This window comes from Paeniclostridium hominis, from assembly GCF_014306135.1.
GTDB classification, from domain to species: Bacteria; Bacillota; Clostridia; order Peptostreptococcales; family Peptostreptococcaceae; genus Paraclostridium; species Paraclostridium hominis.
In genome coordinates this window covers 638,276-664,138 of sequence record NZ_JACRWD010000001.1, presented here as the reverse complement: position 1 = coordinate 664,138, position 25,863 = coordinate 638,276, and the positions used below count along the sequence as shown (strand labels likewise).

Sequence of the window (25,863 nt, the reverse complement as noted above, 5' to 3'; positions counted from 1 at the left end):
TAATTAATTATTAAGCCTTTTTATTTATACTCTTACTGGTTCTAACTCATTCTCATTTACACTATGTTTAATTTTTTTGGATTTAGGTTTTTTAATTGCTATTAATGCTGATAATACCATAAATATAACCCCTATTAATTTTCCAACAGAAAATGATTCACCTAAAATTGTCCATCCTATAATTACTGATACTATTAACTCTGTTGAAGCTAAAATTCCAGCAATTGATAAATCTATTCCTGTTGATATTCCATTTAAATAAAATATATATGCAGCAGCTGCTGGTATAATACCTAACCCTAACATAATAGTAAGTACACCCATATCATTTGCATATGAAATTAATTCAAAAGGTTTTGCTAGAGGTATCATTAATATAGATCCAATTAAAAATCCATATATTAATAATGTTATACCTTCACATTCTTTAAGTGCACCTTTGCTTATTATAGACATACAAGCATATGTTATAGCAGACATTATTCCTAGTAAAATACCATTCATATTAAGTTGACCTAAATTTAAACTTCCACCTGTAACAGCCAATATTGCTCCCATAAAACAAACAGCCAGTGATATTATTTTAATTTTATTAAGTCTTTCCTTGTATATTACTATAGATAAAAAAGTTAAAAATAAAGGTGAAGTGTATAAAAGTACTGCAGATGCTGATACTCCTATAGAATCTATAGAATTAAAATAACACATATTAAACCCTGCTTGACTTACTATACCTACCATTATACAATAAGCTAAACCTTTTTTGCTTATTTTAAGTGCACTTGGCATTTTAAAACAACTATAAATAAATAATACCAAAAATCCTAAAAATAATCTTAAAAATGCTACCTGTTCTGGAGTTAATCCATATCCTAATAAAGAATTTGCAAATAATCCGATAGTAGCCCAACAAACTCCTGCAACTACTACAAATAAATACCCTTTACTTTTTTGATTCATTTTCTTACCCCCTTTTATTAAGTTATTCTACTTTTTTATTAAAGCAATTCTCATGCCAATATAAATTCACTTTATATACGTTGAAATCTCATATAAGTTCAATACTCTAAATATATAATAAGTCTAATTTGACTTATATATCAATTTAATTCAAGTTGATTTCGACTTATATATTTATAAATCCACAAATCTCAATTAGATATTAAGTTGATTTTGACTTATCACTATACTATAATAAAGTTAATTTATACATAATAGTAATTTTGGGGGTATTTGAAATTGATATATGATAATGACTTCTTTGAAAAAATACTTGAAGCTTCACATGATGAGATATTTGTATGTGATAAAGATGGATATATGGTTTATTGCAATAAAGCATTTGAATCTAATTATGGAATTAATAGACACGAAATGATAGGTAAAACCGCTATGTTTTTAAACGAAGCTGGTTACTCAAATCAAACACCAATTCCTTATGTAGTTAAACATGGAAAAAAAGTATCTATGGAGCAAAAAACTATAACTGGAAAATCACTTATAATAACTGCAACGCCTGTATTTAACAAAAATGGTGATATAGAATTTATAGTTGAAAATTCTAGAGATATAAGTGAATTAAATGCCATAAAAAATAGTCTTAAACATACTAAACATCAGCTTAAAGAATATAAAAACAAAATAGATTCTTTAAGTAATTCTCAATCATTAATATATAATGATACTACTATAAAGGGAAATAGTATGAAATCAATTTTAGAGATATCTAAAAATGTAGCTAAAACTAATGTTAACGTTTTATTACTCGGTGAATCTGGATGTGGAAAAACAACACTAGCTAAGCATATCCACTTAAATAGCCCTAGAGCTAATAAACCATTTATAACTATAAACTGCTCTACTATATCTCCAAATTTACTTGAATCTGAATTATTTGGATATGAATCAGGAGCCTTTACTGGAGCCAATTCAAAAGGTAAATTAGGACTTGTTGAATTAGCTAATGGAGGTACATTATTTTTAGATGAAATAGGCGATATTCCATCTGAATTACAATCAAAATTTTTACAACTTATACAAGATAAAACTTTTATATCTGTTGGAGGAGTAAAAACTAAAAAAGTAGATATAAGATTTATATCTGCTACTAATGTAAATTTATTAGATTGTGTAAATCAAAAAAAATTTAGAGAAGACTTGTATTATCGTATAAATGTTGTAGAACTAAAAATTCCTCCACTTAGAAATCGTAAAGAAGATTTATTAGAACTTATTTTTCATTTTTTTAAAAAATACTCTAAATCTTTTAATTTAAATAAAACTATGTCTACAAAAGTTATAAATACTTTATTAAATTATGATTATCCTGGTAACATAAGAGAACTTGAAAATATAATTCAAAATATATTAGTTACTTCAAATTCTGATACAATAGATATAGATAATTTGCCAAAATCAGTTTTAAGTCATGATAGTTTAATAAAAAATGATGATAACAGTTCATTAGATATATTAATGAATAACTATGAAAAAATATTAATAGAAAAAGCCTATGAAAATCATCCTAGTTCTTATAAACTTGCTACAGCTCTAAATATATCTCAATCTAGGGCAAGTAGACTTATTCGAAAACATATAAATAAAGAAATAAAGTAGGTTTAAATTCAAACCTACTTTATTTCTTTATTTACAACTATTATAGAAATTTACCATCATATCTTCTTTAATTTCCATATATTTATCTTCATAACCTAATTTTTTAAGTATACTTAAAGAAAATTCTATAGCTGTAGCTGGCCCTCTACTAGTTATTATATTACTATCTTCAACAACTACTTTATCTTCTATATAATCTAATTTATTTTTATCTTTTATAAATCCAGGATATGATGTGCATTTTTTATTTTCTAATATACCAAAGCTTTCTAATGCTTCAGGAGCTGCACATATAGCTGCTATTATTTTTTTATCTTCATTAAAATTTTGAACAAGTTCTTTTACCTTTTGATTATCACGTAAATTATATGCTCCTGGCAATCCTCCTGGTAAAACTACACCATCATATTCACTTATATCTATAGTATTTATATTTACATCAGCTTTAACTTGTATATTATGTGTTCCTTTTACATAATCATTATCCATTGAACACATATCACATTTTACATCTGCCCTTCTTAATACATCTACAACTGTCAAAGCTTCTATTTCTTCAAATCCATCAGCTAATAAAACTAATATTTTTTTCATAAATTCCTCCTATTTGTTAAATTTCTTTATTTATATATTTTATTTTTGTAATAGCATCACTTACAGAGTTAGCAATATAGTTAGCACTTTCTTTAACTTGTTTTCTAGAGTTTATCATTGCAAAACTATATTTTGTAGTTTTAAGCATACTTATATCATTTGGAGAATCTCCAATTGTAGCTACTTCATCTAGACTTGCTCCTAATATTTTACATACCTTTTTTATAGCTTCATGTTTTGACACTCCTTTAGGTACTAAATTTAGAGTATGCTCTGATGAAAAATATATATCTAAAACTTCATCAAATTCTTCTTTTAAAAATAACTCTAGTCTATATAACTCTTCTATATCTTGAGAAACTATTCCTATATTTCCTACTAAATTATCGTAAGTATCTTTATTTGAAAATTCTTTATCTACTATATACTCATTCGTATAAATTTTAAAGAAATCATTTTCTTCTAATAAAACAACTTTTCCATTAAACTTAAAATACATAGTTGCTATATCTGAATCAAACTCAGCTATTACTTTTTTTACTATATTATCATCTATAGTTCCCTTAAAAACTAAATTATGATTACTATCATATATATATGAACCATTTTCACATATATAATATCCATTCATATTTATATCATTATTTGTCATTCTTACAGCTTGAGAAAATATCCTTCCTGTAGCTATATTAAATACAATGCCTTCATTTTCAATATTTTCTATAGAATTAGCATCTTCTCTTGATATTCCATTGTGGTATAATGTTCCATCTAAATCACAAAATATATATTTTATCATTTGTCTACTCCTTTTACTTTAAAAGTTCTAATCTAAGTAAATTTAATGCTTCATTAGTGGCTCTACTTCTTATTTTATCTCTACTTCCTGAAAAATTACATTTTTTAACTTTAACATCTCCATTTATGTAAATACCTATATATACTAATCCAACTGGTTTTTCATCAGTACCGCCTCCTGGTCCTGCAACTCCTGTTGTAGAAAGTCCAATATTTGTATTTAAGTTTTTAGCTATACCTACAGCCATCTCTATGGCTGTTTCACTACTAACTGCTCCATATTTATCTAGAGTTTCTTTTTTAACACCTAATCTATTCATTTTGGCCTCATTAGAATATGTTACACATCCTTCAATAAAACTTTGTGATATACCTGGATAATCGATAAGTTTTGATGAAACCATACCTCCAGTACAAGATTCACTTACAGCTATAGTCATATTATTTTTAACTAATAACTTAGCTACAGTTTCTTCTAAAGTAGTATCGTCATATCCATATATATATTTACCAACTCTATCTTTAATTTTTTCCTCTATAGATTTTATTAAATCATTTGCTTTTTCATCATCTTTAGACTTAGCAGTTATTCTAAGAGTAACTTCATTTTCTTTAGCATATGGGGATATAGTTGGATTACTTTGACTATTAATAATATCAATTAATTTCTCTTCTAATTCAGATTCTCCTATACCAATAAATCTTAAAGTTTTAGATACTAGTTTGTAGTCAGTTAAACTTTGTAAATAACTTTTAACACTATTATTAAACATAGGAATCATTTCTTTTGGTGGTCCTGGAAGTAATATTATCATTTTATTTTCTTTTTTTAATATTACACCTGGAGCTGTTCCATTTGGATTATCTAGTATAATACAATCTTTCGGGAAGTAAGCTTGCTTTTTATTATTTTCAGTTGGTTTTAGTCCTAATTTTTCAAAATAGGATTTTATATTTTCCCATAAATCACTATAAAAAACTAATTCTTGGTTAAAATATTTAGCTGCAATTTCTTTTGTTATATCATCATTAGTAGGTCCTAATCCACCAGTAGTTATTACTATATCACTTCTTTTAAAAGCTTCTTCTAATAAATTTAATAATCTAGTTTCATTGTCTCCTACTGTTTCTTGATAATAAACTTCTACTCCAATACTAGCTAACTCTTTTGCTAAAAATTGAGAATTTGTATTAACAATATCCCCTAATAATATCTCAGTTCCTACTGTTATAATTTCTGCTTTCATATCTTCACCTTTTTCTAAATAGATTTATACCCTAATATTAACATATTTAAATTAATATTGTCTTATACTTTTATTTAAGATATTTATATAAATTTTATTTTATTTATATAAAAAATTATATACTTTATTAAAAATATTAAAACTCATTATACTCTTATTTCCAAGGAAATCAGCTAATTAAACTATACTTTATAGGTATCTATATAAAATTTTATTTTTACATTTTTTCTACTGCATATGCTAAATTTATGTATAAATAAAAAATTGAGGAGTTTAAACTCCTCAATTTTTTATTTATACAAACTTATATTCTAAATTATTAACCATGTTATTTATAATATTTTCACTTATATTTTCATTGCTTAATTTATATGCTAATAAACAAGATCCCATATCAGGGCCTAGTATAGGCTTTATAAATTTTATATTATATTCATTTAAATGTTTTTTAAGTGGCGATAATATTAAATCTCCACTTTTAAATACTCCTCCTGAATATGAAACTAATATATCACCATCAAATTCTAATTCATTTATTATCATTTTAACAAGTAAACTAAGCTCATAGCCTGCTTCATTAAATATACTTAATGCATTTTTATCATTTAAAATTGCACTTTCAAAACATAATTTAGAAAACTGTGCAATTTGAGTTCTATCTTTTTTAATATCATTTAAAACATAATCAATTATATCAAAATCATCATTTATGTTTAATTTTTCTTTTATATTTTTATAAATCAAACCTCTTTCAATTCTTTTATCAGCTTCTTTTGAAAACATCTCAATAGTTTTTTTACCTATCCAATATGCAGAACCTTCATCACCAATATAATCTCCCCAGCCTCCACATCTAATAGTCTTACCTTTTGAATCTTTACCAAGAGCAATAGATCCTGTCCCACTTACTATATTTATTCCTTCTTTACCTGCTAAAGATCCAGCTAAACCTACTTCTACATCATTTCCTACTTTAAACTTTATCTCTTTTAATATTTTTTTTACAATATTATCTATATTTGTTGCTACACTTTTTACTTCACCATATCCTGGTAATCCTAGAAAAACACTTTCTATATCATCTTTTGATACATTTGATATTTCTAAAATTTTATTAAATCCCTCATTTAGTACATCTTCAACTCCAGTAAATCCTATTTGTTCATAGTGTGTTGTTTTAGTTTTATACTGTGCTATTTTATAACCTTTTTTATCTATCATAGTAAAGGTCGTTTTAGTTCCGCCTCCATCTACACCGATATAATACATAGATTCTCCCCCTATATTTGTATATTAAACATTACAAACATACTCATATACTTTGATTTCATCTATAAACTTATTTATATCTTCTAAATTTACATCTCCTGTTGATATATGCATTGCATTTGACATCCCACAGGCATTTGATAGCTTTAAAGTATCTTTTAAATCATATCCTTTTAAAGTGCCTAATGAGAAACCAGCTATACTAGAATCTCCACTTCCAACAGGGTTTACAATTTTTATATTAGGTATTTCTACTTTGTATACAAAATCTTTATTTACTAAAACCATTCCATCCTTGCCCATAGATACACAAACATTTTCCACACCTTTAAGTAATATACTCCTAGATATATTTATAATATCATCTACATTTTTTATTTTAACTTTACTTAAATTTTCAAGTTCATCAATGTTTGGTTTAATAAGATAAGGTTTCGAATTAATACCTAATTTTAGGCTTTCTCCGCTACTATCTAATATAAATTTTATATTTTTTTGCCTACATAAATTTCCTATTCTTAAGTAATAGTCCTTAGGTAACCCTTTAGCTAAACTTCCTGATGCAACTAGTATTTCAGTTTCTTCTAAAACTTCACTCAAATAATTTTCAAATTCATCAATTTCTTCTTTAGTTATATTTGGCCCACTTTCTAAAATCTCAGTACTTTTATTATTTGAATCTATTATATTTAAACAGATTCTAGATTCTTCTTTTATTTGTGTGAAATTATTTTTAATTCCTATTTTATCTAACTCTGATTTTATATATTTGCCGTTAAATCCACCTAAAAAACCTATACAATTTACATCTTCCCCAAGTTTTTTTAAAACTTTAGCTACATTTAATCCTTTTCCGCCTGCTGTTGGATTAACAAAATTGGCTCTTTGCACAGAGCCAATTTCAAATTTATCTAATTTATATAATCTATCTATAGATGGATTAAATGTTATAACTGTTATCATTTGCTTTATTTTCACTCTTACACATTTTTATTTTTTCAACTACTACATCATACATAGCATGTTTTGCAGGTACTAAATATTGTCTTGGATCTGAGGCATTAGGATTTTCATTAAAATATTCTTTTATAGCATTTGAAAAAGGTATTTTAAGTTCTGTAGCTATATTAACTTTACAAATTCCTTTTTCTATCGCAGTTTGAACTGCTTCATATGGAACCCCTGATGCCCCATGAAGCACAAGCGGAACATCAACTAAACTTTTTATTTTTTCCAATCTTTCAAAATCTAATTTAGGTTCACTCTTGTATAAACCATGTGCAGTACCTATAGCTACTGCTAATGAATCTACTCCAGTTAATTTAACAAATTCATAAGCTTCATTTGGATCCGTTAAAAATGAATCTTTTTCATCTACTTTTAAATCATCTTCAACTCCACCTAACTTTCCAAGTTCTGCTTCAACTGTGGCCCCGTACTCATGTGCAAAATCAACTACATCTTTAACAATATCAACATTTTTCCTAAATTCATATTTTGATGCATCAATCATAACAGACTTACAACCAAGTTTTATTATATTTTTTATATCTTCGACATTTTCATGATGATCTAGGTGAAATGTTAAAGGTATATCATTTAACTTACTCCCTTTTTCTATTATAGATAAAAGGTAATTTTCATTTGCATACTTAACTGTCGATGGAGTCGCTGCTAATATCACAGGTGATTTTAAATCACTAGCTGCTTGAAGCACTACTTGTATAGTTTCTAAATTGTGTATATTAAATGCAGGTATTGCATAACCTTCTCTTTGAGCTTTTAATAACATTTCTTTAGTTGATATTAAACTCATATTATTTCCTCCTTCTTATAAATTATAAATTACTACACCTTGAACAACCCTATTAACCTCACCTGTTGGACATGGATTATCCGGCGTTATTCCTAAGTTTTCTGATTTTAAAAATGATAATATCTGTCCAAAGACAATTTGCTGAAGTGGAAGTAATGCTTCATTACCTACTGTATAATTTATTTTTTCTAAATCAAATGCATAATCTGCTTTTTCTTTTAAACTATTTTCTATATCACACCCTACCAGTACAACTTTGTCACCTTTTCTATGTGCTAAAATTTCTTTAGCTAAATCTATATCATATAATCTAGTATATTTATCATTTGATATATAAATTGTAGTTATGCTTTTATCATTTATAACAGATTTTGGTCCATGCCTAAAACCTAAAGGTGTATCATAACTTGCATTAACTATTCCAGCTGTTAATTCTAAAACCTTTAAAGCACTTTCTCTAGCTATACCTTTACTAGTTCCTGATCCTAAATAAATTATTCTTTCAAAATCTTCATCTGTTAAATTAGATATTTTATCTATATTATTTTCTATAAATCTTTCAACAGATGCTGATAAATTTTCAACATCTTTAGTAAAATCATTTATATTGTTTATGTTAAAAATTCCTATACAGCTTAGTACCATAGTCGTAAAGCTGCTAGTCATAGCAAATCCTAAGTCATTAGTTTGTGGTGGCATAAGAAGCAATAAACTTTTTTCATCTTCTCTAGTATTTAATGCTAACTTGCCATTTTCATTACAAGTTATTACAACTTGATAAAGCTCATCTACAAGTTCATTGGCTAAATTAACAGCATGAACACTTTCTGGGGAATTACCAGACCTTGCAAAAGATATTAAAAGTGTTGGTATATCTTTTATAAAATAATTTTTGGGGCTTGCTACTAAATCTGTTGTAGCTATAGCTTCTACTTTTTTATTTAATATCTTAGTTAAGTAAGGTTCACATGTTTCTCCTGCAAATGCAGATGTACCTGCTCCAGTTAATATAATTCTATAATTATCTTTAGATAAAAATTCTTCTAAAAATATTTTTATATTATTTTTATTATTGTATAAATTTTTTACAGCTTCTCTCCATGTACTGGGTTGTTGAACTATTTCTTTTGCTGTATTTATCCCACTACAATCTTCTAATCTTTTTAATTCCATTCCTAAAAGTTTTTTAGACATAGTTTATAATCATACCCCTTCTTATTGATTATTTATACTAATATTGTATTGTTTTACATTTAATATGTATTTGTAATTTTGTACTCACGTTTTGTACTTTTGTATGTTTGTTAATATGTTTTATACAAATTTTTTTATTATATACATATTTATTGAATAATTAATAAAATACTAGTCAATCATTTTAATAATATTAATTTAGGAGGACTTTTATGCTATATTTATTAACCTCAGGTAAAGCAAATAGACAAGATAAAAATTATATTGTCGGTAACGAACTGTTGAAAAAAATTGATTTTATATTAAATAATTCTTCAAATATTAATAATGCTAATAATAATTTTAATACAATAAATAATAACCTTTCTAAGAATATATATAAAAAAAATAAGAGTTAGATTACAAAAAATAATCTAACTCTTATTTTTTTACTTATATTATAATATTACTAGGAGGATTGTTATGAAATTTTTAACACTTTATTTTATTATTATGTCTATTATAACTTTTTTACTTATGTACATAGATAAAAACAGAGCAATTAAAGGTCAATGGAGGATACCAGAAGCTACACTTATAAACTTTTCTATTTTAGGAGGTGGGATAGGTACATATATGGGAATGTACATTTTTAGGCATAAAACTAGACATCCTAAGTTTACTATATCTATACCTATAACAATAATACTTAACTTATTTTTATACTATATATTGTTAAAATTTATAATATAAAAAGGATATGAAATTAATCATATCCTTTCTATACCTTATCCAAATAAACTTAATAGTATACCTGCTGCAACAGCAGATCCTATAACTCCTGCTACATTAGGAGCCATAGCATGCATAAGTAAGAAGTTACTTGGATTTTCTTCTTGAGCAACCTTATGAGCAACTCTAGCTGCCATAGGTACTGCCGAAACACCTGCTCCACCTATAAGTGGATTAATTTTATCTTTAGTGAACTTATTCATTAACTTAGCACAAACTACCCCTGATCCTGTTCCTATACTAAATGCCACTATTCCAAGAGCAAATATTTTTATAGTTTGACCACTTAAAAATATTTCCGCTTCTGCTGATGCTCCAACAGATAACCCTAAAAATATAGTAACTATATTCATAAGTGCATTAGTTGCAGTATCTGATAATCTATCTGTAACTGTACATTCCTTAAGTAAATTCCCAAACATAAGAAGACCTATTAATGTAGCTGCCGATGGTAGTAATAATGATACAACAATTGTTACTACTATTGGAAATATTATTTTAACTTTTTTAGATACTGGTTTTGATTGTGTCATTACTATACTTCTTTCCTCTTTAGTTGTTAGTGCTTTCATTATTGGTGGCTGTATAATTGGAACTAATGCCATATATGAATATGCTGCAACTGCTATAGGTGCTAATAAATGTGGAGCTAATTTTGTTGTTAAATAAATTGCAGTAGGTCCATCTGCTCCACCTATTATTCCTATAGAAGAAGCTTCAAGACCTGTAAATCCTAAAACTAATGCTCCTATAAATGTAAAAAATATACCAAATTGAGCTGCTGCTCCTAATAATATACTCTTTGGATTCGATATCATAGGTCCAAAATCGGTCATAGCTCCAACACCTAAAAATATTAGTGGTGGAAATATACCAAGCTTACATCCTTGATATAAATAATATAGTAACCCCCCTGGAGATTTTGTCGCAATTGATCCATTAATTGAATCAGTTGTTAGCGAAAGATCACTTATTGAGGATACTGGTGTATTCATAGCACCTGCTAATGGAAGATTTGTAAGTAACATACCAAAAGCTATAGGCACTAATAGTAAAGGTTCAAATCCTTTTGCTATTGCTAAATATAATAATACACAAGCGATTAAAATCATTACAATTTGTCGCCAGTCCATATTAACAATACCCATTGATTGAATAAAATTATTAATAACTTCTCCCACGGGTAAGTCCCCCTTTTAAAATTTTCTAGTTTAACCTATAGTTATTAAAACATCTCCTACACTAACAGATGCTCCTTTTGATATATTAACGGATTTAACTGTTCCATCAGAATTTGCCATTATTTCATTTTCCATCTTCATAGCTTCAAGTATAAGTAATACTTGACCTTTTTTTATATTATCTCCGACTTTAACACGAACATCATTTATAGTTCCTGGCATTGGTGCTAAAATACTTCCACCTGAAACTGCTCCTGCTTGTGGATTATGTTGTTGTTTTGGCGCTGTTTGTGGTTTTGGTTGTATTGTTTGATTATTTGCTTGAGGTCTTGTAGTTGATACTTCTATTCCTAACTCCTCAACCTCTACTTCATATGTATTTCCATTGACAGTTATATTATATTTTTTTATCATAGTAAATTTCCCCCTGTTTTACTTACTTAGTAGTATTTTTGGCCATTCTTTCCCAACTTGTTTTAGTATTATTACTTCTTTGTATTTTTCTAACTACTATATTATTAGTGCTATTTCCTGTTGTTGCTGCTATTGCAGCTGTTATTACAGATACTAATTCCCCTAAATCTTCATTATTATTAACGTCTTTTATTTCATCTTCTTTCTGTTTTATAAGTTCTATATTATCTTCTTTAACTTTTTTACTTCCATCTCTTTGTAATATAGTTATAATTAAAGCTATTACAACTAAAACAATAAAAACTACTGCCATTGAAAGTACTGCAACACTAACACCTGCTAATAACTTTTCGCCCATTGAAAGTGTTGATGAAGGATCTTTTACCGCTTCTAGTAATTGGCTAATATTCATAATTATTCACCTTCCTATAAAGGTATATTTCCATGCTTTTTAATCGGTCTATCTTCACGCTTTGATGCTAATGTATCTATTGCATCTGATATTCTTATTCTAGATAATGAAGGCTCTATTACATCATCTATATATCCTCTTTCAGCTGCTTTGTACGGAGTTGCAAATTCATCTGTATATTCTTTTATTTTTAATTCTCTCATTTCTTTAGGATCTTTAGCATTTTTAATATCATTTTTAAATATTATATTAGCCGCGCCACTTGGTCCCATAACTGCAACTTCTGCAGTTGGCCATGCTAAAACCATATCTGCGCCTAAATCTTTTGAACACATCGCAAGATAAGATCCTCCATATGCTTTTCTTGTTATTAATGTTATTTTTGGTACAGTGGCTTCACTATATGCATAAAGCATTTTAGCACCATGACGAATTATACCTCCATATTCTTGAGAAGTTCCTGGTAAAAATCCTGGAACATCTACTAAGCTAAGTATTGGTATATTAAAGGCATCGCATGTTCTTATAAATCTTGATGATTTATCTGAAGCATTTATATCAAGTGAACCTCCCATTACTTTAGGTTGATTTGCAATTATTCCTACACTTTCACCATTTATCCTAGCAAATCCTGTTATTATATTTTGAGCAAAGAATGGTTGCACTTCATAAAAATCTCCATTATCTATTATTTCATATATTATTTCTTTCATATCATAAGGCTTATTAGAAGCTTCAGGTATTATATTATTTAAAATGTCATTTTTTCTATTTGGATTATCTTCACACTCAACTATAGGTGCTTTTTCTGAGTTGTTTGAAGGTAGGAATGATAATAGTTTTCTTATTTGATTTATACAAGCTTCATCATTTGAAGCTATAAAGTGAGCTACTCCAGAAGTTGTATTATGAGTTGAAGCTCCTCCTAGTTCTTCAGCAGTTACTTCTTCCCCTGTAACAGTTTTAATAACTTGTGGTCCTGTTATAAACATTTGACTTGTTTGATCTACCATGTATATAAAATCAGTTAATGCCGGTGAATAAACAGCTCCCCCTGCACAAGGTCCCATTATTGCAGATATTTGTGGAACTACACCTGACGCTATTGTATTTTTATAAAATATTTCTCCGTATCCAGCTAATGCATCGACCCCCTCTTGTATTCTGGCTCCTCCTGAGTCATTAAGACCTACTACAGGTGCCCCTAGTTTTAATGCAGTATCCATAACCTTTCCGATTTTTTTAGCATGCATCTCCCCTAATGATCCTCCAAGTACTGTAAAGTCTTGAGCAAATGCACATACTAATCTTCCATCAACTTTTCCATATCCTGTAACTACCCCTTCTCCTGGTATTTCTTGTTTTTCCATACCAAAATTTATACATCTATGTTTAACGAAAGCATCTAGTTCTACAAAAGAATTTTCATCAAATAATTTGTTTAATCTTTCTCTTGCTGTTAATTTTCCTGATGCATGTTGTTTATCTATTCTCTTTTGTCCTCCCCCTTCTTCTATTTTTCGTCTTTTTTCATAAAGTAAATTCAATTTTTCTTGTGACATAAAACCACCCCCAAAGATTTTATTTTCTAGTTATTTTCTTTCACTTAATTCTAATAATACCCCATCAGTTCCCTTTGGATGGCAAAATGCTATTTTTGCATTTCCAGCTCCATATCTTGGCTTTTCATCGATCATTTTATATCCTTTCTCTTTAACATCTTCTATAGCTTTTTCTATATCATCAACTCTAACAGCTACATGCTGTATGCCTCCACGTCCACCGTTTTTAGCTATGAATTTAGCTATTGGTCCATCCTCACAAGTAGATTCTAACAACTCAAGTTCTGTATCTCCAACTGGTAAAAACGCAACTTTAACTTTTTGATCTTCAACAACTTCCGTACCTTCACATTTAAGTCCTAAAACATCTTCATAAAATTTTAAAGTTTCTTCTAAATTATTTACAGCTATTCCCACATGATCAACTCTTAATATATTCATACTACTTCCCCCTTAAATTATCTTGTAATTTTTTCAAATAACATATTGCTTATAGAATATGGGTCTGTTTCTTTAGTTATAGTCTTATATAATAATTCGTCAACTTCTTTTGTGTATTCTAAGTTTTTAACTAATTTATATACTTTTTTTTGTACTAATTCTTTGACCTCCATTCTATTTCTTTCTAATCTGTTTTCATTTAATTTACTACTTTCCTCTAAAAAACTTTTATGTTTTAATATATTTTCAAAAGTCTCTTCTATTCCATCCCCACTTTCAGCTATAGCTAAACTTACAGGTGGTCTAAAATCCCAATTTTTTTTAAAATCTAGCATCATCTCTATTTCTAAAGAAGTTTTTTTCGCACCATCTTTATCAGCTTTATTTATAACAAATACATCAGCAATCTCCATAACCCCAGCTTTTATAGCTTGTATATCATCACCTAGTCCTGGAACCATTACCATAAGTGTTGTATCTGCAGTTTTTACTATATCAATTTCCGATTGACCTACACCTACAGTTTCTATGAATATGTAATCACATCCATAAGCATCAAGCACTTTTATGGCTGCATGAGTTGCATTTGAAAGCCCGCCTAAACTTCCTCTAGTACCCATAGATCTTATAAATACATCTTTATCTGTATTTAAATCATTCATTCTTATCCTATCTCCAAGTATAGCTCCTTTAGTAAAAGGACTAGTTGGATCTATTGCTATGATACCTACTTTTTTATTTTCTTTTCTTATTAATTTTACTAACTTATCAGTTAGAGTAGATTTACCTGCACCAGGAGGACCTGTTATACCTATAACATAAGCCCTTCCAGTGTGTTTATATATGTCTTTTAAAGCCTCTTCATATCCCGGTTGTTCATTTTCTACAATAGTGATAAGTCTAGCACAATCTCTTTTTTTACCTTCTAGTACCCTTCTCACTATATCTTTCATAACTTCTCCTTTTTAAGCTAATGCTCTTTTAAGATTTTCTTTTATAAACTCGATAGTTACTGATGTTGGAGTTCCTGGAGTAAATATTTCAGCAATTCCTTTTTCCTTTAAGTAAGGAATATCATCTTCTGGTATTACGCCTCCTCCAATTACTAATATGTCATCAGCTTCTTCATTTATTAATAATTCTACAACCTTTGGTAATAAATGATTATGAGCTCCTGATAATATACTCATAGCAACTACATCTACATCTTCTTGTATAGCAGCTGCTACTATTTGTTCTGGAGTTTGACGAAGTCCTGTATATATAACTTCCATACCAGCATCTCTTAATGCTCTAGCTATTACTTTAGCACCTCTATCGTGGCCATCTAATCCAGGCTTTGCAACTAATACTCTTATTGGTCTCATATAAATTTCCTCCTTATATCATAACCGCTTGTTTGTATTCACCAAATTCTTCTCTCATAACACCACATACTTCTCCTAATGTAGCATATTCTCTTACTGCATCTAATATATATGGCATTATATTCTCATCAGAATTACAAGCTTTTCTTAAAGCTTCTAAAGTCTCTTTAACTTTATCATTATCTCTTCTTTGTTTAAGTTCTTTTATCTTTTCTTTTTGTCTTTCTCCAACCATAGGATCAACTTTTAATAGACCTTTTGGCGCTTCTTCTTCTATTTCAAACTTGTTAACTCCAACTATTATTCTATCTTTATTTTCTATTTCTTTTTGATATTTATATGCACTATCCATTATTTCTTGTTGTATAAATCCTTTTTCTATTGCTTGTGGAGCTCCACCTAATTCATCTATCTTTTCTATTAATCTTAAAGCTTCTTTTTCTATCTGATTAGTTAAACTTTCTACATAATAAGAACCTGCTAGTGGGTCTATGCTATCTGCTACACCGCTTTCGTGTGCTACTATTTGTTGTGTTCTAAGTGCTACTCTTACTGAATCTTCTGTTGGAAGTGCTAGTGCTTCGTCTTTTGAATTTGTGTGTAGTGATTGAGTACCTCCAAGTACTGCTGCTAATGTTTGAATTGCAACTCTAACTATGTTGTTTTCAGGCTGTTGAGCTGTTAATGTACATCCTGCTGTTTGAGTGTGGAATTTAAGTGCCCATGATTTCGGATTGGTTGATTTAAATCTTTCTTTCATAACTTTTGCCCATATTCTTCTTGCTGCTCTAAATTTAGCAACTTCTTCTAATAAATTGTTGTGTGCATTAAAGAAAAATGATAATCTTGGAGCAAAGTCATCAACATTTAAACCTGCTTGTATGGCTGCATTGACATAAGCTATACCATCAGCCAATGTAAATGCTACTTCTTGAACTGCATTAGAACCTGCTTCTCTTATATGGTAACCTGATATACTTATAGTGTTCCATTTTGGTACATTTTTCGAACAGTATTCAAATATATCAGTTATTAATCTCATTGATGGTTTTACTGGAAATATGTAAGTACCTCTTGCTACGTATTCTTTTAATATATCATTTTGTATAGTTCCTCTTAATTTATCAGGAGTTACCCCTTGTTTTTCGGCTACTGCTATATACATAGCTAAAAGTACTGATGCTGGTGCATTTATAGTCATCGATGTTGATACCTTATCTAGTGGTATTCCATCAAATAATATCTCCATATCTGCTAGTGAATCTATACAAACACCAACCTTTCCTACTTCACCTTCAGATATAGCATCATTTGAATCATACCCCATTTGTGTTGGAAGATCAAATGCTACTGAAAGCCCCATAGATCCTTGATCTATTAAATATTTATATCTTTTATTTGATTCTTCTGCTGTAGCAAATCCAGCATACATTCTCATAGTCCAAAACTTACCCCTATACATAGTAGGTTGAACTCCTCTTGTAAATGGGTATTGTCCTGGATAACCTAAGTCATTTTCATAATCAAAATCTACATCTAATGGTGTATATAATCTTTTCATCTCTTGTCCTGTATCAAATTCAAATCTTTCTTTTCTTTCTGGAAATCTAGATATAGATTTACTAACCTTACTTTCTTCCCATTTTTCAAATCCAGCTTGAATTTCTTCTTTTTTACTAGACATTTTAAATCCCCCTATTCTTTTATCTCTAAAGTAATTTTAAAATAATTTTCATTAGAGATTCTATACATTAATTAATATAAATTTTAAAGTAAATTTATAAGCTTTTTATATATTTACTTCAAAATAACTAAAAAAATTCCCCTTTTAAATATCTCTCCACTAAAATTATTACATATATATCATATACATTGCAATCGTTTTTACCAACCTTTTACACCCTATGCATAATGGGCTTTAAAATTTGAAATTTTCAAAATTTAATCTTTCATACTGTTAAAATATAATTTATCAAATACTTGTTAAATCAACTTGTAAGTTATGATTTTTTACTAATTGATTTATATATCATGCAACTATTTCTTATTTTTTTTCATTGATTACTAAAAATTTTTTTAATTATTTTTTATTCTTATTAATACTTTATTATTTAATATTCATATTCTATTGAATAAAAGTATCATCTTGATATACAATATATCTAAAAAACTAAAATATAAGGTGATGACATGTTTAAAAATTTAACTAAAGTTGAAATATTAGATTTATTTAAAGATTCTAAATATACAATAAAAAATTATGATAAAGAAAGCATAATTGCACTTGAAGGTCATCCATGTACATCTATTGGCTTGGTGCTTAAAGGTGGTGTTGATATTAAAAGATTTTTACCTGGAGATAAAGTAATACTGATTTCATCATTTTCTGTGGGTAATTTATTTGGAGAAGTCATAACTTTTTCTGATGTAAATATCTATCCTGCTACAGTTGTTTCTAACTCTAAAAGTGAAGTTATGTTTATAGATAAATATGATTTTATAGATTTTTGCTCTAACCATAAAGAAATATTAGTTTCTTTTTTAAATGATATAACTAATAAGATAATAGAACTTAATAAAGCTGTTAAAACTGTTTCTTTTACAAGTATTAGACAAAAAATCGCAAGTTTTTTATTGGATGAATATACATCTCAAAAAAGTAATTTTATAAAAATGCCTAAAACTAAAACAAAATTGGCTGAAAGCTTAGGCGTTCCTAGACCATCTTTATCTAGAGAATTTATTAATATGAAAAATGATAATTTAATTGAATATACTAATGATTACGTAAAGTTACTTGATATAGATAAACTTAAAAATATATTAATAGAGTAGGAAATTCCTACTCTATTTTTTATTTCAATATATTTTCAATTTTCATAGATGCGTAATTTAAAACTGATTCAACATTTCCATTATCTTTTCCCCCACCTTGGGCTAAAACTTTACTTCCTCCTCCCCTTCCATCTACTAATTTTATAGAATCTTTTAATAAATCATTCATATTTAATTTGTTAAGATTTTTAGATGATGCAAATATAAAACTTGATTTATCATCAGCTTTGACTCCCATTAAAGCTATAGTATTATCATTTTCTACTAACTTAGAAACTACTTTTGATACATATTTTACATTTTCATTTTCATAAATCTTTCTAACTAAAGAAACTTCACCTAATTTATCTGCAGAATCTGTCATTTCCTTAACTTGATAATTAGATATTTTATCTTCTATCTTTTTATTTTTATATATGACTTCATTTAATTTATCATTTAAGCTTTGAATTCCTTTTATAGCTTCTTTATCACTACAACTTAAATATCTACATATTTCATTTAAATATCTATCTTTTTCTATGCTGTAATCTATAGCTCTTTTGCCAGCTAAATACTCTATTCTTATAGCATCTCTACACTTTTCAAATCTTTTTATTTTTATCATTCTAAGAGATAATGTTGATCTTGGATGAACTCCACAACATGCATTTATATCTAAATCTCCTATTTTTACAACTCTTATTTGTTCATTTGTTTTAGGTAAATCTCTTCTTAATCCCATTTTTTTAAGTTCTTTTCTATCTGGAGTTAAAAATTCCACCATTATGTCCTTTTCAATTATTTCATTTGCAAATTCTTCAGCTTTTCTTATTTGTTCTTCAGTCAACATCCCTTGTATATCTACAGTGCTAAATTCTTTTCCCAAATGAAACCCTACAGTATTTGCATTAAATAGTTTAAAAAAACATCCAGAAAGTACATGTTGTCCAAAATGTTGATTCATCCCATCTTCTCTTTTTTCCCAATCTATACTACACTTTACTTTATGTATCTTTATAGGCTTAGTTTTTGTAACATGATAAACTATACCATTTTCTTCATATACATCTATAACTTCATGATTGTCAATTTTTCCACTATCACAAAATTGTCCTCCTCCACCCGGGAAAAATGCAGTTTTATCTAATTGTATATGAAAATTTGAATCTTTTTCCTTTATATCGATTATTTCTGCTGTAAATTCCTTTATATATTGATCTTTATAATATAATTTTTCCATATTTATCTCCTTTTTCTAAAGTTAAACCATAATTTCTATCATAAGTATAAACTAAAATCCACATATGTATCAATGTGGATTTTAGTAATATAACTATTCAATTCCTAATATTTGAATTCCTTGTTTATCACATTTTATATGCAAAGGAAAATTTGGTCCTCTTTCACCATCTATATCTGTTACTATGTCTTCTTCACAGTTTATATAAAGCTCATCAGTTTTAAAGTATATTATTTCATTATACTTATCTATAGGTGCACCTTTTATAATATCTAAAATAAGCGGAATAGTCTTTGGTATTGGCATAGCTTTAAATATTATAACATCTAATAAACCATCATCTAGCATAGCATAATGTGCTAAACTTATATTTCCTGCAGTTCTCCCATTTAGTATTAATATTAAATACATATCCCCTTCATATTCTAACTCTTTTGATTTTACACTTACACTAAATTTTCTAAGATGAAGTGCATCTTCTATTCCTTTTATAATATATGATACTCTTCCTATTGAATTTTTTAAATTTTCATCTACCCTTTGTGACACATCCGTAAACATACCAGTACTTGCTATATTTACAAAATAATCTTTATTTATTATACCTAAATCTATAGACTTAGGCTTAGAATTTATTATTTTATCTATTGCTAAATTAATATCTAGTGGTATATTAAGTACATTAGCAAAATCATTTGCTGTTCCTGTTGGAAGTATTGCTATAGGTAAATTGATATTATTTTTTTTCATATAATTTACTAATCTATCTATACTTCCATCTCCTCCAGCCACTAAAATATATTCATAATTATCATTTATATCTTCTAGTCCATTTTCCATTGTATTATTTTTAGATATTCTATATGGAACCACTATATATCCATTATCCTGAAATTTTGATATTATATCATCTAGCTTATAGATTATTTTTTTATCTCCTGAATTTGGATTGTATATAAATTTTATTTTTTTCATCTACATCACCACTTTTCAATATGTATGTTATCTAGTCTTATATCTATTTTAATATTATGTTTCTTTATAATCAAATATATTATATAAATATGTTTCTTATTCTTTAATAATTTCAAGTGTCACATTTATATTTTAATCATATATTATAATTATAAAGGAGGTACTATGCCTAAAAAAACAAATTATTATAATAATTGTAATACTTTTGCAAATCAATATATGATTTTAGTAGCTATATTTGCATCAATAATATCTCAAGAAATAGATGAAGATGAAAACTTAGGAATATTAGGATCATTTTTAGTAGCTCTTGGTGAAGAATTAGCTTTAGCTTCTGAAATAAGGATATCTTGTAAGGCTAAGTTAGAAGAAGAAAATAATACAGAATCTAAAATTTTAGATACATTTGATAGATCTTACATAAAAAAAAGAAAAAAAATTAAAAGAAAAGTTTTAAAAAAATAAGATGTGGTTAAATAAAGCTACATCTTATTTTTATTTAAAATTCCTATATAATCTAAAAACTGTTATAATAGTTTAGTAAATTAAAATAACAATAAGGGTGGTAACATGAATTTAATTACATTAGAAAATATAACAAAGAGTTACTCTGAAAAAATACTAGTTAATAATATATCTTTAGGAATAAATGAAGGTGACAAAATAGGTTTAATCGGTGTAAACGGTACTGGTAAATCTACTTTGCTTAAAATAATAGCAGGTGTAGAAGAAACAGATAGTGGAAATATAACAAAACCAAATAAAGTTAGGATAGAATATCTTCCTCAAAATCCATATTACGACGAAAGTGCCACAGTTTTAGAACAAGTCTTTAAAGGAACTTCAAGTGAAATGAGGCTTCTTTGTGATTATCAAAAAGTATTAGATAAATTAAGTTTAGAATATAATGATTCTTTAAATAATGAATTGATAAAATTACAAGATAAAATTGACAGCCTTAAACTATGGGATTTAGAAAGTGAAGCAAAAACTGTATTAACAAAACTTGGTGTTAATAATTTTAATCAAAAAGTAGCTGAACTATCAGGCGGTCAAAGAAAAAGAATTTCATTAGCTTCTGCTCTTATAACTCCATGTGAGTTATTAATATTAGATGAGCCTACAAACCATCTAGATAATGATACGATAAATTGGTTAGAAGAATATTTAAATAATAAAAATATTTCACTACTTATGATAACTCACGATAGATACTTTTTAGATAGAGTTACTAATAGAATAATAGAACTTGATAGAGGTAAACTTTTTAGTTATGATGGCAACTACTCAGTTTTTCTTGAGAAAAAAATAGAGAGATTAGCCTTAGAATCAAGTATGGAGCAAAAAAGACAAAATTTAATAAGAACTGAACTTGCATGGGTAAGACGAGGCGCTCGTGCTCGTACAACAAAACAAAAAGCTAGACTTCAAAGATTTGATGAACTTGTAAATGATGTACCTACTTATAGAAAAGATAATTTAGAAATTTCTACTGCATCTAGTAGATTAGGTAAAAAGATAATAGAAATTCATAACATATCTAAATCTTTCGGTGATAAAAAAATTATAAATAATTTAGAATATGCTCTTTCTCGTACTGATAGAATAGGTATTATTGGTAAAAATGGTATGGGTAAATCTACTTTAATAAATATATTAAATGGTAAACTTAAACCTGATAGTGGTCATATTGAAATAGGAGAAACTGTAAAAATAGGATGCTTCTCACAAGATGATTCTCATATGAATCTTGATATGCGCGCTATTGACTATGTAAAGGAAGTAAGTGATTATATAGAAACTTCTGATGGACAAAAAATAACTGCATCTCAAATGTGTGAAAGATTTTTATTTGATGGAGCTATGCAATATACTCATATAAGAAAACTTTCAGGTGGAGAAAGACGTAGACTTCATCTTCTTAGAACATTAATGAGTGCACCTAATGTTCTTCTTTTAGACGAGCCTACCAATGATTTAGATATTGAAACTCTAAATAGATTAGAAGATTATTTAGATGAGTTTCCTGGTGTTGTTATATGTGTTTCTCATGATAGATATTTCTTAGATAGAATATGTAATAAGATATTTGCTTATGAAGGTCTTGGAAATATTAATATATACACAGGAAATTACAGTGAGTACCTAGTGTATAAAGAAAGTCAACCTATTCAGATAGAAAATATTGAGGTTAAACCATCTTCTAACTCTGTAAAGAAAGAAAAACCTAAAAATAATAAAAAACTAAAATTTACTTTTAATGAACAAAGAGAGTTTGATACTATAGATGATGATATAGCTTTACTTGAAGATAAAATACAATCTATTGATGATAATTTAGATAAGTATTCAACTGATTTTACAAAGCTTCAAGAAATGCTTGATGAAAAAGCTTCTTTAGAAAAAGATCTTGAATATAAATATGAAAGATGGGAATATTTAAATAATTTAGCCGATGAGATAGAAAAATTAAAAAATAATAATTAATATAAAAAACTATATGTTTAGATTTTTTAAACATATAGTTTTTTATATTATATACTTAAAATATTGAAACTATTAAACATCTTATCTATTACATTTTTATACTGTTCTTCCAAAAATTCATCTACATTTATTTTAAATTCATATATTCCATTTTTACCAACTGTCATTAAAGTATAACTTATTATGCCATCTAGAGCTCTTGTTTTTACAATCTTTCCACTAATTTTTTCATTTTCGTATTCTATAATTTCATCTATATTCAATATATGATTTATGATTGAATCTATAGAAATTAAATCTACACATTCACTTGGTATTTCTATTAAAAATCCTTGAGTTTTTATATTATATAACTCAAAATTTTCATCTTTTTCTAAAGTTATGGTATCAAAACACTTATCATTTATAGTATCTATTTTCTTAAAATGATTTGGTATTTCAACTTCATATCCCAAATTGCTTTTTATAATATCATACTTAAAATCATTTGTATTTTTAATAAAATTGTTTTGTTCATTTCTTATTTTTCTTAAGTAATATGATGATTTTTTAAATCCTTCTTCATATGCTTTTAAAAAATATTGCTTTGATTTTTCAATTTCTTTATTTTCTAAAAGTTCAACTGCTTTTTCATAATTAATAGACAAAAACATCCCTCCAAAACATATGATTATTACCATTATATACTATGCTTTATTTTTTATTAAAATTCTTTTAGATTAATTTTCTTTAAATTCTTAAAACTTTTTATAAATTTTTTATTGACAATATCTATATTTTCTATTACGATAATATAAACTAAATATTAAAAATTCTGTGAAAAAGAGAGTAGCTTAAGTGAATTTTATAGAGAGTTAAGGATGGTGGAAGCTTAACATTGAAATTTAAGTGAAGAGAGCTTTGGAGAATATAGTTTGAAACTAAGTATGACTATAGGTTTTCTCGCCTTAAGAGATTAAGTGGATAGAATTTTATATTTATTCTATCAACCAGAGTGGTACCGCGGAAAATATTCGTCTCTTGGCTTTTAGCCAAGGGACTTTTTTAATTTTAAATATAAGTGCATTTATATTAAATTTACAATTTAAATACTTAAAAGGAGATATTGTTTTATGGAGAAAAATATTGATATTTACAATGAAAATAAATCAAGTAGTTTTTTAAAGTTTTTAATACCATCATTAATTGGGTTACTTTTATTTGTAATACCACTTCCCTATGGTAAATTTGTACCTATTGAAGGTATATCTTCTATAAATATAGGTATTGGATTTTTAGCTGAACTTCTTAAAATTTCATTTGCAAATTATCTAGATCATATAGCACTTGTAGTAATTGTTTGTTCTGCTATACTATCTATTTTAAGTAAATTCATAAATATAAAAAATGATTTTTTAAAAAGTGTTTTAGATGTGCCTTTATTTTGGTTATCATTTAGAATATTAGGGGCTTTATTTATTTCTATGACAGTGCTTGGTTTTGGTCCAGAATTTATTAAATCTGAAGTTACTGGTCAAACTATATTAGGTGTTTTACCTAGCCTTTTAGCTATATTTTTAGTTTCTGGATTCTTATTACCTTTAGTTGTTGATTTTGGACTTATGGATTTTGTAGGAACTTTAATATCTAAGTTTATGTATAAAATTTTTAAAGTTCCTGGACGCGCTGCAGTAGATGCTATCTCATCTTGGTTAGGAGATGGTACTTTAGGTATTATGATAACTAATACACAATATAAACAAGGTTTTTATACTGCAAAAGAAGCCTGTATAATATCTGTTTGTTTCTCATTAGTATCATTACCATTTTCTACAGTTATAGCTGATCAATTAGGACTTATGAATCTCTTTGTTCCATTTTATGGAACTGTGTGTATAGCATCATTAGCTTGTGCTATTATAATGCCTCGTATATATCCTCTAGCAAAAATTAAGGATGAAACATATCAAAATGTAGATCATCTAAAAGAAGATTTAATACCTGAAGGTGAAAACGTAATAGATTTTGCTTTATCTAAAGCTTTAAATAGAGCAGAAAATGCTCCTTCTTTAGAAGTAATAATAAAAAATGGATTTAAAACTGTTATAGATATGTATTTAGCTTTACTTCCTCTTGTTATGGCATGGGGAACTTTAGCACTTGTTGTTGCTGAATTTACTCCAATATTTAATTGGATATCTTTCCCTGTAGTATTTATACTAAAACTGCTACAAATACCTAATGCTGTAGAAGCTGCTCCAGCTGTTTTAGTTGGATTTGCAGATATGTTCCTTCCATCTATAATGGTTTCAGCAGATACTTTTGATATATTAACTAAATTTATAATAGGGGCTTTATCTATAACTCAACTTATATATTTAACAGAGACTGGTGCAGTTATACTAAAGTCAGATATACCTTTTAACTTAAAAGATTTATTTATAGTATTTTTAACTAGAACTTTAATATCACTACCAATTATAACATTATTAGCTAGACTTATATTAGCATAAAAAAATGGTCCTACATGGACTATTTTTTTATGCTAATATATTAAATTAATTTGGTTATAATTACTATATAATATTAATTCTGTATTACATATTTTAACTTTAATATTGACTTTTAACTTTAAAAACATTATAATTTAAATTCATTAGAATTCTTACTTTTGGAGGTGAAT

26 protein-coding genes and 1 other annotated feature are annotated in these 25,863 nt (G+C 27.3%); of the genes, 7 read left to right on the top strand and 19 right to left on the bottom strand.

Annotated features, from left to right (window positions below):
- Positions 1-24: 24 nt before the first annotated feature.
- Positions 25-960, bottom strand: a complete 936-nt coding sequence (locus tag H8891_RS03150) for a DMT family transporter (RefSeq protein ID WP_187005152.1) — start codon at positions 958-960, stop codon at positions 25-27.
- 279 nt (positions 961-1,239) lie between these two features.
- Between H8891_RS03150 and H8891_RS03145 the strand changes: the two genes are divergently transcribed.
- Entirely contained in the window at positions 1,240-2,616 is a 1,377-nt protein-coding gene (locus tag H8891_RS03145; protein WP_187005151.1) for a sigma-54 interaction domain-containing protein, read from the top strand.
- A gap of 27 nt (positions 2,617-2,643) precedes the next feature.
- Here H8891_RS03145 and H8891_RS03140 read toward each other — a convergent pair whose 3' ends face one another.
- The 7 genes from H8891_RS03140 to H8891_RS03110 all read right to left on the bottom strand — a co-directional run bounded on the left by H8891_RS03140 (position 2,644) and on the right by H8891_RS03110 (position 9,534).
- Positions 2,644-3,210 (bottom strand): DJ-1 family glyoxalase III, encoded by a 567-nt coding sequence (locus tag H8891_RS03140; protein ID WP_187005150.1) that lies wholly within the window; start codon positions 3,208-3,210, stop codon positions 2,644-2,646.
- A 16-nt stretch (positions 3,211-3,226) separates the two neighbouring features.
- The gene (locus H8891_RS03135) at positions 3,227-4,009 is read right to left on the bottom strand and encodes a Cof-type HAD-IIB family hydrolase (protein ID WP_187005149.1); all 783 of its coding nucleotides are present in this window, start codon (positions 4,007-4,009) and stop codon (positions 3,227-3,229) included.
- Positions 4,010-4,022: 13 nt separating this feature from the next.
- The gene (locus H8891_RS03130) at positions 4,023-5,255 is read right to left on the bottom strand and encodes a competence/damage-inducible protein A (protein ID WP_187005148.1); all 1,233 of its coding nucleotides are present in this window, start codon (positions 5,253-5,255) and stop codon (positions 4,023-4,025) included.
- A gap of 294 nt (positions 5,256-5,549) precedes the next feature.
- Complete coding sequence (locus H8891_RS03125) at positions 5,550-6,524, bottom strand: N-acetylglucosamine kinase (RefSeq protein WP_187005147.1); 975 nt, start codon at positions 6,522-6,524, stop codon at positions 5,550-5,552.
- A gap of 24 nt (positions 6,525-6,548) precedes the next feature.
- Entirely contained in the window at positions 6,549-7,502 is a 954-nt protein-coding gene (pfkB, locus tag H8891_RS03120; RefSeq protein WP_330606124.1) for a 1-phosphofructokinase, read from the bottom strand.
- Complete coding sequence (locus tag H8891_RS03115; RefSeq protein WP_187005146.1) at positions 7,465-8,340, bottom strand: tagatose bisphosphate family class II aldolase; 876 nt, start codon at positions 8,338-8,340, stop codon at positions 7,465-7,467. Before H8891_RS03115 ends, pfkB begins: the two co-directional genes overlap by 38 nt.
- Positions 8,341-8,355: 15 nt before the next feature.
- Positions 8,356-9,534: an SIS domain-containing protein gene (locus H8891_RS03110; protein ID WP_187005145.1), complete on the bottom strand. Its 1,179-nt coding sequence runs from the start codon at positions 9,532-9,534 to the stop codon at positions 8,356-8,358.
- 212 nt (positions 9,535-9,746) lie between these two features.
- Here H8891_RS03110 and H8891_RS03105 point away from each other — a divergent pair, with 212 nt between their 5' ends.
- Both H8891_RS03105 and H8891_RS03100 read left to right on the top strand, forming a co-directional pair.
- Positions 9,747-9,932: a hypothetical protein gene (locus H8891_RS03105; RefSeq protein WP_187005144.1), complete on the top strand. Its 186-nt coding sequence runs from the start codon at positions 9,747-9,749 to the stop codon at positions 9,930-9,932.
- Positions 9,933-9,996: 64 nt separating this feature from the next.
- A complete protein-coding gene (locus tag H8891_RS03100; protein ID WP_187005143.1) occupies positions 9,997-10,266 on the top strand; it encodes a DUF1294 domain-containing protein in 270 nt (89 codons plus the stop codon).
- Between the two features lie 35 nt (positions 10,267-10,301).
- Here the strand turns inward: H8891_RS03100 and H8891_RS03095 are convergent, their stop codons facing one another.
- The 8 genes from H8891_RS03095 to H8891_RS03060 all read right to left on the bottom strand — a co-directional run bounded on the left by H8891_RS03095 (position 10,302) and on the right by H8891_RS03060 (position 17,366).
- Positions 10,302-11,453, bottom strand: coding sequence for a sodium ion-translocating decarboxylase subunit beta (locus tag H8891_RS03095; protein ID WP_243207797.1), 1,152 nt, complete (start codon positions 11,451-11,453; stop codon positions 10,302-10,304).
- Positions 11,454-11,516: 63 nt separating this feature from the next.
- On the bottom strand, positions 11,517-11,900 hold the full coding sequence (locus H8891_RS03090) for a biotin/lipoyl-containing protein (RefSeq protein WP_207723541.1): 384 nt from the start codon (positions 11,898-11,900) through the stop codon (positions 11,517-11,519).
- A gap of 22 nt (positions 11,901-11,922) precedes the next feature.
- The gene (locus tag H8891_RS03085) at positions 11,923-12,312 is read right to left on the bottom strand and encodes an OadG family protein (protein WP_147545123.1); all 390 of its coding nucleotides are present in this window, start codon (positions 12,310-12,312) and stop codon (positions 11,923-11,925) included.
- A gap of 14 nt (positions 12,313-12,326) precedes the next feature.
- The gene (mmdA, locus tag H8891_RS03080; RefSeq protein WP_187005142.1) at positions 12,327-13,874 is read right to left on the bottom strand and encodes a methylmalonyl-CoA decarboxylase subunit alpha; all 1,548 of its coding nucleotides are present in this window, start codon (positions 13,872-13,874) and stop codon (positions 12,327-12,329) included.
- Between the two features lie 30 nt (positions 13,875-13,904).
- Complete coding sequence (gene mce / locus H8891_RS03075) at positions 13,905-14,315, bottom strand: methylmalonyl-CoA epimerase (RefSeq protein WP_187005141.1); 411 nt, start codon at positions 14,313-14,315, stop codon at positions 13,905-13,907.
- 17 nt (positions 14,316-14,332) lie between these two features.
- Positions 14,333-15,268 carry a methylmalonyl Co-A mutase-associated GTPase MeaB gene (meaB, locus tag H8891_RS03070; RefSeq protein WP_187005140.1) on the bottom strand — a complete coding sequence of 312 codons (936 nt, stop codon included), beginning with the start codon at positions 15,266-15,268 and terminating at the stop codon, positions 14,333-14,335.
- A gap of 12 nt (positions 15,269-15,280) precedes the next feature.
- Positions 15,281-15,682, bottom strand: a complete 402-nt coding sequence (locus H8891_RS03065) for a cobalamin B12-binding domain-containing protein (RefSeq protein WP_147545130.1) — start codon at positions 15,680-15,682, stop codon at positions 15,281-15,283.
- 13 nt (positions 15,683-15,695) lie between these two features.
- Positions 15,696-17,366 (bottom strand): acyl-CoA mutase large subunit family protein, encoded by a 1,671-nt coding sequence (locus tag H8891_RS03060; RefSeq protein WP_187005139.1) that lies wholly within the window; start codon positions 17,364-17,366, stop codon positions 15,696-15,698.
- A 506-nt stretch (positions 17,367-17,872) separates the two neighbouring features.
- Between H8891_RS03060 and H8891_RS03055 the strand changes: the two genes are divergently transcribed.
- A complete protein-coding gene (locus H8891_RS03055; protein ID WP_187005138.1) occupies positions 17,873-18,517 on the top strand; it encodes a Crp/Fnr family transcriptional regulator in 645 nt (214 codons plus the stop codon).
- Between the two features lie 19 nt (positions 18,518-18,536).
- Here H8891_RS03055 and H8891_RS03050 read toward each other — a convergent pair whose 3' ends face one another.
- Both H8891_RS03050 and H8891_RS03045 read right to left on the bottom strand, forming a co-directional pair.
- Positions 18,537-19,739, bottom strand: coding sequence for an alanyl-tRNA editing protein (locus H8891_RS03050; RefSeq protein ID WP_187005137.1), 1,203 nt, complete (start codon positions 19,737-19,739; stop codon positions 18,537-18,539).
- Between the two features lie 93 nt (positions 19,740-19,832).
- A complete protein-coding gene (locus H8891_RS03045) occupies positions 19,833-20,714 on the bottom strand; it encodes a YegS/Rv2252/BmrU family lipid kinase (RefSeq protein ID WP_147545138.1) in 882 nt (293 codons plus the stop codon).
- 165 nt (positions 20,715-20,879) lie between these two features.
- Here H8891_RS03045 and H8891_RS03040 point away from each other — a divergent pair, with 165 nt between their 5' ends.
- Positions 20,880-21,179, top strand: coding sequence for a hypothetical protein (locus H8891_RS03040; RefSeq protein WP_187005136.1), 300 nt, complete (start codon positions 20,880-20,882; stop codon positions 21,177-21,179).
- Positions 21,180-21,284: 105 nt separating this feature from the next.
- Positions 21,285-23,201 (top strand): ABC-F family ATP-binding cassette domain-containing protein, encoded by a 1,917-nt coding sequence (locus H8891_RS03035; RefSeq protein ID WP_187005135.1) that lies wholly within the window; start codon positions 21,285-21,287, stop codon positions 23,199-23,201.
- Between the two features lie 47 nt (positions 23,202-23,248).
- On the opposite strand, the gene H8891_RS03030 is transcribed toward H8891_RS03035, so the two are convergent.
- Complete coding sequence (locus H8891_RS03030; protein WP_187005134.1) at positions 23,249-23,848, bottom strand: hypothetical protein; 600 nt, start codon at positions 23,846-23,848, stop codon at positions 23,249-23,251.
- 160 nt (positions 23,849-24,008) lie between these two features.
- Positions 24,009-24,225 (top strand) — a binding site (T-box leader).
- Positions 24,226-24,313: 88 nt separating this feature from the next.
- On the opposite strand from H8891_RS03030, the gene H8891_RS03025 reads away from it, so the two are divergent.
- Positions 24,314-25,693, top strand: coding sequence for a YjiH family protein (locus tag H8891_RS03025; protein WP_207723157.1), 1,380 nt, complete (start codon positions 24,314-24,316; stop codon positions 25,691-25,693).
- The last annotated feature ends 170 nt before the right edge of the window (positions 25,694-25,863 follow it).

What these genes read in the sequence shown, in the direction of transcription:
- H8891_RS03150 (WP_187005152.1), bottom strand. Translation starts at nt 960, where the DNA reads ATGAATCAAAAAAGTAAAGGGTATTTATTTGTAGTAGTTGCAGGAGTT.
- H8891_RS03140 (WP_187005150.1), bottom strand. Translation starts at nt 3,210, where the DNA reads ATGAAAAAAATATTAGTTTTATTAGCTGATGGATTTGAAGAAATAGAA.
- H8891_RS03135 (WP_187005149.1), bottom strand. Translation starts at nt 4,009, where the DNA reads ATGATAAAATATATATTTTGTGATTTAGATGGAACATTATACCACAAT.
- H8891_RS03130 (WP_187005148.1), bottom strand. Translation starts at nt 5,255, where the DNA reads ATGAAAGCAGAAATTATAACAGTAGGAACTGAGATATTATTAGGGGAT.
- H8891_RS03125 (WP_187005147.1), bottom strand. Translation starts at nt 6,524, where the DNA reads ATGTATTATATCGGTGTAGATGGAGGCGGAACTAAAACGACCTTTACT.
- H8891_RS03115 (WP_187005146.1), bottom strand. Translation starts at nt 8,340, where the DNA reads ATGAGTTTAATATCAACTAAAGAAATGTTATTAAAAGCTCAAAGAGAA.
- H8891_RS03110 (WP_187005145.1), bottom strand. Translation starts at nt 9,534, where the DNA reads ATGTCTAAAAAACTTTTAGGAATGGAATTAAAAAGATTAGAAGATTGT.
- H8891_RS03105 (WP_187005144.1), top strand. Translation starts at nt 9,747, where the DNA reads ATGCTATATTTATTAACCTCAGGTAAAGCAAATAGACAAGATAAAAAT.
- H8891_RS03100 (WP_187005143.1), top strand. Translation starts at nt 9,997, where the DNA reads ATGAAATTTTTAACACTTTATTTTATTATTATGTCTATTATAACTTTT.
- H8891_RS03095 (WP_243207797.1), bottom strand. Translation starts at nt 11,453, where the DNA reads ATGGGTATTGTTAATATGGACTGGCGACAAATTGTAATGATTTTAATC.
- H8891_RS03090 (WP_207723541.1), bottom strand. Translation starts at nt 11,900, where the DNA reads ATGATAAAAAAATATAATATAACTGTCAATGGAAATACATATGAAGTA.
- H8891_RS03085 (WP_147545123.1), bottom strand. Translation starts at nt 12,312, where the DNA reads ATGAATATTAGCCAATTACTAGAAGCGGTAAAAGATCCTTCATCAACA.
- mmdA (WP_187005142.1), bottom strand. Translation starts at nt 13,874, where the DNA reads ATGTCACAAGAAAAATTGAATTTACTTTATGAAAAAAGACGAAAAATA.
- mce (WP_187005141.1), bottom strand. Translation starts at nt 14,315, where the DNA reads ATGAATATATTAAGAGTTGATCATGTGGGAATAGCTGTAAATAATTTA.
- meaB (WP_187005140.1), bottom strand. Translation starts at nt 15,268, where the DNA reads ATGAAAGATATAGTGAGAAGGGTACTAGAAGGTAAAAAAAGAGATTGT.
- H8891_RS03065 (WP_147545130.1), bottom strand. Translation starts at nt 15,682, where the DNA reads ATGAGACCAATAAGAGTATTAGTTGCAAAGCCTGGATTAGATGGCCAC.
- H8891_RS03060 (WP_187005139.1), bottom strand. Translation starts at nt 17,366, where the DNA reads ATGTCTAGTAAAAAAGAAGAAATTCAAGCTGGATTTGAAAAATGGGAA.
- H8891_RS03055 (WP_187005138.1), top strand. Translation starts at nt 17,873, where the DNA reads ATGTTTAAAAATTTAACTAAAGTTGAAATATTAGATTTATTTAAAGAT.
- H8891_RS03050 (WP_187005137.1), bottom strand. Translation starts at nt 19,739, where the DNA reads ATGGAAAAATTATATTATAAAGATCAATATATAAAGGAATTTACAGCA.
- H8891_RS03045 (WP_147545138.1), bottom strand. Translation starts at nt 20,714, where the DNA reads ATGAAAAAAATAAAATTTATATACAATCCAAATTCAGGAGATAAAAAA.
- H8891_RS03040 (WP_187005136.1), top strand. Translation starts at nt 20,880, where the DNA reads ATGCCTAAAAAAACAAATTATTATAATAATTGTAATACTTTTGCAAAT.
- H8891_RS03035 (WP_187005135.1), top strand. Translation starts at nt 21,285, where the DNA reads ATGAATTTAATTACATTAGAAAATATAACAAAGAGTTACTCTGAAAAA.
- H8891_RS03025 (WP_207723157.1), top strand. Translation starts at nt 24,314, where the DNA reads ATGGAGAAAAATATTGATATTTACAATGAAAATAAATCAAGTAGTTTT.